The sequence below is a fragment of the Streptomyces sp. NPDC058464 genome (assembly GCF_042721035.1).
Lineage (GTDB): Bacteria > Actinomycetota > Actinomycetes > Streptomycetales > Streptomycetaceae > Streptomyces.
Window position 1 is genome coordinate 1 of sequence record NZ_JBHXMA010000098.1, and the last position, 12,060, is coordinate 12,060.

The following is a 12,060-nucleotide window of genomic DNA, read 5'->3' on the forward strand; positions in this document are numbered from 1 at the left end:
ATCCTGCGCGCGTTCGCGGCCCGGCGTCTGCCGGACTACATGATCCCGGCCGTCTTCACCGAACTCGCCACCCTCCCCCTCACCCCCGCAGGCAAAGTCGACCGTGGGGCGCTCCCCGCCCCGCAGGAGAACCGCCGGGAGCCGGAGCACCAAGTTGCCGCTCCTTCCGGGGCGACCGAGGAACTGCTCACGGGAATCTGGGCCGAACTGCTGGAGCGGGACCGGGTCGGCGTCGAGGACAACTTCTTCGCGCTCGGCGGGCATTCCCTGCTGGCCACCCAGATGATGTCCCGGGTACGGGAGGTCTTCGGAGCCGAGGTGCCGCTGGCCACGCTCTTCGACCACTGGACGGTGCGGAGCCTCGCCGCGGTGATCGACGACACCGCGCGCGGCCTGGTGGTTCCGCCGGTCGGCCCGGTGTCGCGCGACCAGGTGCTGCCGCTGTCGTTCGCCCAGCAGCGGCTGTGGTTCCTGGACCAACTCGAGCCTGGCTCGGTGGAGTACGTCCTGACCTCGCCGGTGCACTTCGGGCCGGACCTGGACGTGGTCGCGCTGACCACGGCCCTGCGCGCGCTGCTGGCACGGCACGAGGTGCTGCGGACCCGGCTGGTGGCCGGCCCGGACGGAGTGGCCCACCAGGTGATCGACCCGTCCGGTCAGGTCGACCTGCCGGTGATCGACCTGTCGGGCGCCGCCCGGCCAGGGCGGATCGCCGAAGAGCTGGTGCGGTCGGACATGGCCACCCCGTTCGACCTGGCCGCCGGGCCGCTGGTCCGCGCCAGCCTGATCCGCCGGGGCGGGGTCGGACACATCCTGGTACTCACCATGCACCACGTGGTCTTCGACGACTGGTCCGCCCGGGTGCTCCGCCGCGACCTGATGGCGTTGTACGGGGCGTTCCGGGTCGGTGGGGCGGATCCGTTGCCTGGGTTGCCGGTGCAGTATGCGGATTTCGCGGTGTGGCAGCGGTCGTGGCTGTCCGGGGACGTGCTGGATGGTCAGTTGGGGTATTGGCGGGAGCGGTTGGCTGGGTTGCCGGTGTTGGAGTTGCCGTTGGATCGGCCGCGGTCGTTGGTGCGGTCGAATGTGGGTGGGGTGGTGTCGTTCTCGGTGCCGGGTGGGGTGTCGGAGGGGTTGCGGGGGGTTGCCCGGGAGGGTGGGGCGACGGTGTTCATGGTGTTGTTGGCGGCTTTTGGTGTGGTGTTGGGTCGGTATGCGGGGTCTGAGGATGTGGTGGTCGGTTCTCCGGTGGCGAACCGGAATCGGGCGGAGACCGAGGGCTTGATCGGTTTCTTTGTGAATACGTTGGTGATGCGGCTGGATCTGTCGGGTGATCCGTCGTTTGCGGGGTTGGTGGGTCGGGTGCGTGAGGTGGCGTTGGGGGCGTATGCGCATCAGGATCTGCCGTTCGAGCAGTTGGTGGACGCGCTGGTGACCGAGCGGGACCGGTCGCGTACTCCGTTGTTCCAGGTGCTCTTCGACTACTTCGGACACGAGGGTCCGGACGACGACGCGCCTCAAGACGCCGAACTGAGCACGGTGTTGGCGAAGTTCGACCTCCGGCTGATCGTCGCCGACGGAGCCGGCGGTGCTCTGCGCGGCATGGTCGAGTACAGCACGGCGCTGTTCGACCGGAGCACGGTGGAACGGATGGCGGGCCACCTGTGCACGGTCCTGGCCGCCATGGCCGCTGACAGGACCCGGCCGCTGTCCACGGCACCGATGCTGACCGCCGGGGAACGGGCGGAACTGGTGGGCGCCGGGATCGGCCCGGTCGTTGCCCGGCCGGCCGCCGACGGGCCCGGTGAACTGATCGTCGCACGGGCGGCCGCATGCCCGGACGCCGTGGCGGTGGTGTGCGCGGAGCGGTCGTTGACCTACGCGGGGCTGGTGGACCGGGCCGGCCGCCTGGCGCATCATCTGCGCGCCGTGGGGGTGGGCCCGGAGACCGTGGTCGGCCTGTGCCTGCCGCGCGGGGTGGACACGGTGACGGCGGTGCTCGCGGTGTGGCTGGCCGGTGGCGCCTATCTTCCGCTGGATCCGGACTACCCGGCCGACCGGCTGGCCTTCATGGTGTCCGACAGCCGGGTGGCGGTCCTGGTGGGGACCTCCGAGCTCACCGGCGAGCTTCCGCTACGACGGGTGCAGGTGGTCGACCTCGACGCGCCCATGGTCGTCGCGGCCGTGGCGGCGGCCCCGCCGACCCCGCCCGAACCGACGTCGGCCGGTCCGGACGCGCTGGCGTACGTGATCTACACGTCGGGTTCGACGGGCCGGCCGAAAGGCGTGCAGGTCACCCGGGGCGGGCTCGTCAACTACGTGTCCTGGGCCGCCGAGGCCTACGGCATGCCCGCTGGCGGGACGAGCGGGACGAGCGGGACGAGCGGGACGGGCGGGACGGGCGGGACGGGCGGAGCGCGGGCTCCGCTGCACTCGTCGCTGTCGTTCGACCTGACGGTGACGAGCCTCGTGGTGCCGCTGGTGACGGGATCGGCGGTCGTGGTCGCCGCGGGTGGCGACCCCGAGGATCTGGCCGGGGTGGCGCGCACCGCGGGCGGGTTCGGGCTGCTGAAGGTGGTGCCGGGACATCTGCCGCTGCTGCGCGAACTGCTGCCCGGCCACGCTACGGCTGGTCTGGCCGGGCATCTGGTGGTCGGCGGTGAGGCACTGCCCGGGGCCCAGGTGCGGGACTGGCTCGCCGCCGCGCCCGAAACGGTGCTGGTCAACGAATACGGCCCGACGGAGACCGTGGTCGGCTGCTGCGTGCACGTCGTCACGGCCGGTACGGAGGTGCCGGACCGGGTGCCGATCGGACGGCCGATCGCCAACACCCGTCTGTATGTGCTGGACCGGTCGCTGGGCCTGGTGCCGGAGGGCGTGGCCGGAGAGCTGTTCATCGGCGGGGCCCAGGTGGCGCGCGGCTACGGCGGCCGCCCCGGGCTGACCGCGGAACGCTTCGTCGCGGACCCGTTCGCGGCGGACGGCTCGCGGATGTACCGCACCGGCGACCGGGTACGGTGGGGCGCCGACGGCGTGCTGGACTTCCTGGGCCGGGCCGACGACCAGGTCAAGGTGCGCGGTTACCGGATCGAGCCGGGCGAGGTCGAGGCCGCGCTGGCGGCACATCCGGACGTACGGTCGGCGGTGGTGACGGTGGCCGCCGGCACGGGCCGACTGGCGGCGTACCTGGTGCCCGCCGACCACGGCAACGGTCTCCCGCCGAACGGCGAACTGCGCGATCTCCTACGGCGCCGGCTGCCGGAGTTCATGGTTCCGGTCACCTTCACCGAACTGGCCGCTCTGCCGGTGACGCCCAACGGCAAGCTCGACCGCGCCGCACTGCCCGATCCGGACGGCGCGCGCCCGGAGACGGGCCGGTTCATCGCCCCGCGCAACGAGGTGGAGCGAGTACTGGCGGAGGCGTTCGGCCAGGCGCTGGGCGTGGACCGGGTCGGGGTCGAGGACAACTTCTTCGAGCTGGGCGGCGACTCGATCATCGGGATCCAGGTGGTCGCGCGGGCGCGGTCGCTGGGCGTCGGGGTGTCGGTGGCGCAGCTGTTCGACTTCCAGACGGTGGGGACGCTGGCCGCAGTGGCCGAGGCCGGTGTGGGCGCGGTCGCGGACCAGGGCCCCGTGGTGGGGGACATGGTGCTGTCCCCGGTGCAGCGCTGGTTCTTCGGACTGGGCTCACCGGCACCCTCGCACTACAACCAGTCGGTGCTGCTGGAGGCCGCCGGCCGGGTGGACGCCGAGGTGTTGCGGGAGGCGGTGACCTCGCTGTTGGCCCACCACGACGGGCTCCGGTCGCGGTTCGGGTCGGCGGGCGGGGAGTGGTGGGGCCGCGTCGCCGACATCGCGGACGATGCGCAGGACGTGGTGTGGGAGACGGGGCCGTGTCCGCCCGCGACGGACGAAGAGCAATGGCTGACGGAGTTCGCGGACAGGGCACAGGAGTCGCTGGACTTGACGGCGGGCCCGCTGGTCCGGGTCGTGCTCTTCGACCGGGGCGAGCGGTCGTTGGTGCTGGTCGTGGCACACCACCTGGTGGTGGACACCGTGTCCTGGGCCATCCTGGTGAGCGATCTGGGGACGGCGTACGAGCGGTCGGCGGCACGGGAACCCGTGGAACTGCCCTCGAAGACGACGTCGTTCGCCGCGTGGACGTCGCATCTGGCCGAACTGGCGGCCTCGGACGAGGTCACCGCCGAGGCGCCGTACTGGGAGCGCGTCACCGCCCGGATCCGGCCGATGCCCCGTGACCGGTCCGGCGGCGACGCGGCGGCGGCCCGCCGCGAGGTACGGACGGCCTTGGACGACACGTCGACGTCGCTGCTGTTGTCGCGGGTGCCTTCGGTGTCCCGGCTGCGGGTCGACGAGGTGCTGTTGGCGGGGTTGGGGATGGTGCTCGGCGGGTGGTTCGGTGACGGTGGCCCGGCGGTCGTGGACGTGGAGAGTCATGGCCGGCACGAGGAGGGTCCGGGGATCGATCTGTCCCGGACCGTGGGCTGGTTCACGTGTCTGTACCCGGTCGCGCTGCCCAGCGGGACCGCGCCGGGTGCGGTGCTGGCGGACACCAAGGAGACGCTGCGGCGGGTGCCCCGTCACGGCATGGGGTACGGCCTGTTGCGCCACCTCGCGGACTGGCGGCCCCCGGCCACCGCGGAGATCAGCTTCAACTACCTCGGCCAGGCCGCCCCCGGCAGGCCCACCACCGCCGGCAGGCCCACCACCGCCGGCAGGCTCACCACCGCCGACAGGCCGGACCGGGCGGACGGCACCGGCGTACCACCCCTGCGACCGGTCGGACGCCTCGGCCGGGAACAGTCGGAACAGACCGGCTCGCCCTACCTGATCGGCATCAGTGGCCAGGTCGTCGACGGCCGCCTGATCCTGGGCTGGAACTACGACGGCGGGGTGCACGACGAGGCGACGATCTCCGCGCTGGCTCACCGGTACACCGAGGTCCTCGGTGAACTGATCGACCACTGCTGCCGACCGGAGACCGGCGGCCACACCCCGTCGGACTTCCCGCTGGCCGCCCTCGACCAGTCCTCCCTCGACCGCATCGAGGACCGGATCGGCTCGGGGATCGAGGACATCTACCCGCTCACGGGGCTGCAGCAGGGCATGCTGTTCCACTCCCGGCTCGCCCCCGGAACGGGCATGTACTGGGTGCGGATGAGCCTCCCCCTGCGCGGCTACCTGGATGTCGATGCGCTGCGGCAGGCCTGGGAGACGGTGTTCGCACGGCACGAGGTGCTGCGTACCGGGGTGATGTGGGAGCAGGTTCCGGTGCCGATGGCGGTGGTGTCGCGATCGGTGCCGTTGCCCTGGCAGACGGTGGACGTGTCGGGCCTGGAAGAGGACGCCCAACAGCAGGCGATCGACGCGTACCTGGCCGCTGACGAGTCGGCGGGTGCCGACTTCGGGGCGCGGACACTGGTACGTCTCGCGCTGGTACGCCTGGGGCAGCGACGGCACCAACTGATCTGGAGCTACCACCACCTAGTGCTCGACGGCTGGAGCGCCCCCGTCGTACTCGGCGAGGTCTTCCGGACCTACGGCGAATCGGCGGCGGGACGGCGGCCCGCGTTGCCCGACCGACGCCCGTTCCGCGACTTCGTAGCCTGGCTGGCCGAGCAGGGCCAGGACGAGGCCGAACGGTACTGGCGGGAGCAACTCGCCGGGTTCACGGCACCCACGTCGTTGGGAATCGAACACCCGACGGGCCGAACCGGCCGGGACCTGGCCTGGGCCCCGCTGCCCGCGGACGTCGCCGCCGGGGCGGCGGAGTTCGCGCGCCGGCACCGGCTGACGGTCAATACGCTCGTCCAGGGGGCGTGGGCGGTTCTCACCGCCCGCTACGCGGGCACCGACGACGTCGTGTTCGGCGTCTCCTCCTCCGGGCGCAGCGGTCAGCTCGACGGCATCGAGGCCATGGTCGGGCTCCTGATGAACACCACCCCGGCCCGCATCACCGTCGACGCGGGCCTGCCGGTTCCGGAGTGGCTGGCCGCGATCCAGGCCGAGCAGGCACGCGGCCGCCGCTACGAACACACCCCGCTGACCGACATCCAGGCGTTCAGCGAAGTCCCCGCCGGACACCCCCTGTTCGAGGTCGTGTTCGTGTTCGAGAACTACCCGCTCCCGGGAGGACAGGACACCGAGGCCACCGAGGACACCGAGGGCGGCGAAGGCAGGGACCAGGGCGGACCGGAACCGGACGACCTGCGATTCGGCGACATCGCGCACGGCCACCAGCGGCTCAACTACCCCTTGGTCGTCATCGCGGGTACGGCACCGGACCTTCAGGTCGGCTTCAGCTACGACCGTGCCCGGTTCACCCCCGCGACGATCGATCGGCTGGCGGCCCAGCTGGCAGCGGTGCTGACGGGCGTCGTGGCCGACGACGAAGGCACCGTCGGCGACCTGCCGATGGTCACGGCGGCGGAACGCACCGAGCTGCTCGCCTGGGGGACCGGTGCCGCGGGTGCGGGTGCGGGTACGGTGCACGGTCTGGTCGCCGAGCAGGTGCGGCGGCGTCCGGACGCCGTGGCCGTGGAGTGCGGAGCGCGTCGGATGACGTACGCGGGCCTGTGGGAGCGGGCCGGCCGACTGGCCGGGGCGCTGCGATCAGCGGGCGCGGGGCCGGAGTCGGTGGTGGGCCTGTGTCTGGAGCGCGGGACCGACCTGGTGGTGGCGGTCCTGGCGGCCTGGCGCGCCGGGGCGGCGTTCGTGCCGTTGGATCCGGAGTACCCGTCGGAGCGGTTGGCGTTGATGCTGGCCGACAGCGGTGCGCGGGTGGTGGTGGGGCATCGTTCGGTGGCTGCGGGGTTGGTGGATTCCGCGGTGGACACGGTCGTATGGCTGGACAACCCGGCCACATGGACCGATCTGGACGTGCCGGAGCCGACGGCGGTGGAGCCGGATCAACTGGCGTATGTGATCTACACGTCGGGGACGACGGGCGTGCCGAAGGGGGTCCAGGTCGGGCACAGGGGATTGGCGAGTCTGGCGGTCGGTCTGTGGCCGTTGCTGGGCGAGGAGCCCCGGGGCTTGTTGTTGGCGCCGTTCAGCTTCGACGCGGCAGTGTGGGAGCTGGTCATGACCTTGGCGGGTGGTGGCACGCTGGTCGTGGCGTCGTCCGGGGAGCGGACCGAGCCCGGTGGGTTGGTTCGTGCGGCCGGGGTGGAACTGGCGTTCATGGTGCCGTCGTTGCTGCGGACACTGCGGCCGGCCGATCTGGCCGGGGTGAAGACCTTGGTGTCGGGTGCCGAGCGGGTGGATGCGGCGTTGGCGTCGGTGTGGCGGGCGGACGGGCGGCGGTTGCTGAACGCTTACGGGCCGACCGAGGCGACGGTGGTGGCGAGTATCGGGCTGGTGGACGGCGACGGTGAGGTTCCGTCGATCGGAGGGCCGGTTCCGGGCGCCCGCCTCTACGTGGTGGACGGTGCGCTGAATCTCGTGCCGGCGGGTGTGGCCGGTGAGCTGCTCGTGGGCGGCGTGGGTGTGGCGCGTGGGTATGTCGGTCGTGCGGCGCTGACGGGGGAGCGGTTTATCGCTGATCCGTTCGCGGGTGATGGTTCGCGGGTGTATCGGACCGGGGATCGGGTGCGGTGGGGTGCCGGGGGGCGGCTGGAGTTCGTGGGGCGGGTGGATGAGCAGGTCAAGGTGCGTGGTTATCGCATCGAGCCGGCGGAGGTCGAGGCGGTGCTGGCTGTTCATCCGGGTGTTGGTGCGGCGGTGGTGACGGTGGCCGGGGAGGAGGCGCGGGCTCGGCTGGTGGCGTATCTCGTTCCTGCCGATCCGGCCGAGGGCGTTCCCGGTGTGGGTGAGTTGCGTGCGTATCTGGGGGCCAGGCTGCCCGCGTTCATGGTTCCGGCTTCGTTCACCGAGTTGTCGGCGTTGCCGTTGACGCCGGGCGGGAAGCTCGACCGGGCCGCCCTCCCCGACCCCGACCCCGGCCGTACCGAACTCGACGGGTTCGTGGTGCCCTCGACCCCCGTCCAGGAAGTCCTGGCGGGAATCTGGGCGGAACTCCTCACGGTGCAACGGGTGGGCGCCGACGACGACTTCTTCGAGTTGGGCGGGCACTCGCTGCTGGCGACTCAGGTGATGTCGCGGATCCGGTCGGTGTTCGGGGCCGAGGTGCCCCTCGCCGCGCTGTTCGACCATCCGACGGTCCGGGGGCTCGCCGAGGTGATCGAGGGCACCGCCCGCGGGTCGGCGGTGCCTGCGGTGACCGCGGTGTCCCGCGACCGGCGGTTGCCGCTCTCCTTCGCCCAGCAGCGGCTCTGGTTCCTCCACCAGTTGGAACCGGAATCGACGGAGTACAACCTGCTGCTGCCGGTGGAACTCGGCCGGAACCTGGACGTGGCCGTCCTGGGTGCTGCCCTGGACGCGGTGGTGGCGCGGCACGAGGTGCTGCGGACCCGGCTGGTGGCGGGCTCCGACGGGGTGGCCTACCAGGTGATCGACCCGCCGCGGCCGGTGCCGCTGCCCGTGGTGGACGTGTCGGACACGGCCGACCCGGTGGCCCGGGCCCGGGAGCTGCTGGCGGTGGAGGCGTCCACCCCGTTCGACCTGGCGGCGGGACCGCTGGTCCGTGCCTGCCTGTTCCGCCTGGGCGGGGCCGGGTATGTGCTGGTGCTGTCGCTGCATCACGTGGTCTTCGACGAGTGGTCGGCACGGGTGCTCCGGCGCGAACTGTCCGCCCTCTACACGGCGTTGCGGGCAGAGCACCCGGATCCTCTGCCGCCGCTGACCGTGCAGTACGCCGATTTCGCGGCCTGGCAGCGGTCCTGGCTGGCCGGTGACGTTCTGGACGGCCAACTCGCCTACTGGCGGGACCAGCTGGCCGACGTACCGGCGCTGGAACTGCCCACCGACCGTCCCCGCCCGCCGGTGTTGTCCACCGCCGGCGCAGCGGTGGAGTTCACCGTGCCCGCAGCCACCGCCGCCCGGCTGCGGGAGGTCGCCCGCGACAACGGCGCGACGATGTTCATGACCCTGCTGGCCGGGTTCGACCTGCTGCTCAGCCGGTACTGCGGCACCGACGACATCGTGGTGGGCACCCCCGTCGCGGGCCGCAACCGTGCGGAGACCGAGGACCTCATCGGGTTCTTCGTCAACACCCTGGTGCTGCGCACCGACCTGTCAGGAGACCCGTCCTTCGCCGACCTGGTCGGCCGGGTCCGGCAGACGGCGCTCGGCGCCTACGCGCACCAGGACCTGCCGTTCGAGCAGTTGGTGGACGCCCTGGTCACCGACCGCGACCGTTCCCGCACCCTCCTTTTCCAGGTCTTCTTCAGCTACGTCGGAGCAGACGATGGTGACGGCGGCAACGGCGGCAACGGCGGTGACGGCGGTGACGGCGACGGCGCGCAACCGGAGCCCGGCGCCACGGACGACCGCGCCCGGGACATGCTCGCCCGCCCCCTCACCCTCGCCGACCTCGATCTCACCCTCAGCGACTCCGGCGAGGGGGGCCTGGCCGGAGTCATCCAGTACAGCACCGCCCTGTTCGACGCGGCCACGATCGAGCGGCTGGCCGGCCACCTGACCACCCTGCTGGCCACGGCCGCCACCGACGCCGCCCGGCCGCTGTCCGCCCTGTCCGTCCTGCCCGCCGACGAGCGCACGACGCTGCTGCACACCTGGAACGACACGGCCGTCACCTGGCCGGACCCGCTCCAGGTACCCGAGCTGATCGCGGCCCACGCCGTGGCCACCCCCGACGCGATCGCCGTGGTCTGCGGCCCGCGGTCCCTGTCGTACGGCGCCCTGCTGGCGCGGGCCGCCCGGCTCGCCCACCGGCTGCGCGCGGCCGGAGTCGGCCCGGAGTCCGTCGTCGGGCTGGGACTGTCCCGCGGGATCGACCTCACCATCGCGGTGCTCGCGATCTGGCAGGCGGGCGGCGCCTTCCTGCCGCTGGACCCCGAGTACCCGGCCGAGCGGATCGCGTTCATGCTCGCCGACAGCGGGACCACCGTCCTGGTCGGCGGCCGGGAGATGACGGCCGCACTCCCCGACGGCGCCACCGACGGTCGTACGACGGTGCTGCTCGACGACCCGGACGCCCGGTGGCAGCCGACCGCGGAGCCGACGGAACCCCCCGTTACGGCGGCGGGGAGGCTCGCGTACGTCATCTACACGTCCGGTTCGACGGGAACGCCGAAGGGCGTCATGATCGCGCACGATGCCCTGGCGAACTACGTGCGCGGCTTCAACGACCGGTACTCCATCACCGCCCGCGACCGGGTCCTCATGTACTCCTCACCGAGCACCGACGCCTTCGGGATCGAGCTGTACCCGGGCCTGGCCGCGGGCGGCACACTGGTGGTCGTCCCCGCGTCCGGACCCGCGACCGACATCGCCGGACTGGCCGAGACGATGGCCGACCGGCAGGTGACCCTGCTGGGCACCGTCCCCGCCGTACTGACCGTGCTCACCGGGCTGCCCGCCCTCGCACGGTGCACGGCGCTGCGGCAGGTGGTCTGCGGCGGTGAGCAGCTCACCGGCGACGTCGCCACGGCGCTGCACCGACGGCTCCGGGTCCCGTTGCACAACGTGTACGGGCCCACCGAGGCCACCGTCGACGCGACCTCCGCCACCCACGACCCGGCCGCCGGCCAGACCGACGGAGCGCTGTCCATCGGCCGCCCGATCGCCAACACCCGTGCCTACGTACTGGACCGACACCTGAACCCGGTACCGGTCGGCGTGGTCGGAGAGCTTTACGTCAGCGGGGTCCAGCTGGCCCGCGGCTACGGCGGCCGGCCGGCGCTCACGGCGGCACGGTTCGTCGCCGACCCGTCCGCCCCGCACGGGTCGCGCATGTACCGGACCGGCGACCGGGTGCGATGGAACGCCGACGGGCAGCTGGAGTTCCTGAGCCGGTCCGACGAACAGGTCAAGGTGCGCGGCTACCGCATCGAGCCGGGGGAGGTGGAGGCGGTCCTGGCCGCCCACCCGGGGATCCGGGCCGCGGCGGTCGTCGTCGCCGGGGAGGGCCCGGCCGCCCGGCTGGCCGCGTTCCTCGTGGCCGCCGACCCCGCCGACGGCATCCCCGCCCCGGGCGCCCTGCGCGGCTTCGCCGGACAGCGGCTGCCGGAGTTCATGGTGCCGTCGGCATTCGTGGAACTGGCCGTCCTGCCACGCACCCCGGCCGGGAAGGTCGACCGTGCCGCACTGGAGGCGCACGACGTCGCCCGCCCCCGACCGGAGGACGGGTTCGTCACCCCCGCGACCCCGGCCGAGGAACTGCTGGCCGGGATCTGGGCGCGGGTGCTGGGCACCGACCGTGTCGGAGCGGCCGACGACTTCTTCGAGCTGGGCGGGCACTCGCTGCTGGCGACTCAGGTGATCTCACGGATCCGGGAGGTGTTCGGGACCGAGGTGCCCCTGGTGGCCCTGTTCGACCATCCGACGGTGCGTGGACTGGCCGAGGTCGTGGAGGGCACCGCGCGCGGACCGGTGGCCCCGCCGATGACACCGGTGCCGCGGGACCGGCCGCTGCCACTCTCGTTCGCCCAGCAGCGCCTGTGGTTCCTGGACCAGCTCCAGCCGGGGTCGGCGGAATACGTCGTCCCGTTCCTCGAACACCTCGGACGGGACGTGGACGTGGCCGCGCTGACGGCCGCGCTCAGCGGACTGGTGGCGCGGCACGAGGTGCTGCGTACCCGGCTGGTTGCCGACGCCGAGGGAACGGCCTGGCAGGTGATCGACCCGCCCGGCCCGTTCGCGCTGCCGGTGGTGGACCTGTCGTCCCTGCCCGACCCGCTCCAGGAAGCGCCGGCGCTGCTGGCGGCGGAGACGACGTCGCCGTTCGACCTGGGCGCCGGGCCGCTGGTCCGCGCCTGCCTGATCCGACTGGGCGCGGCCGGACACGTCCTCGCGCTCACCATGCACCACGTGGTCTCCGACGAATGGTCCGATCGCGTACTGCGACGGGATCTGCTGGCGCTGTACGGGGCGTTCCGGGCCGGTGGGGCGGATCCGTTGCCTGGGTTGCCGGTGCAGTATGCGGATTTCGCGGTGTGGCAGCGGTCGTGGTTGTCG

General features: G+C 72.5%; 1 protein-coding gene. It reads left to right on the forward strand.

The genetic code is table 11. The annotated features are described in order from the left end of the window. Positions 1-12,060 (forward strand): amino acid adenylation domain-containing protein (locus ACFWPQ_RS51340; RefSeq protein ID WP_384052015.1); only part of this gene is annotated, 12,060 nt, incomplete at both ends.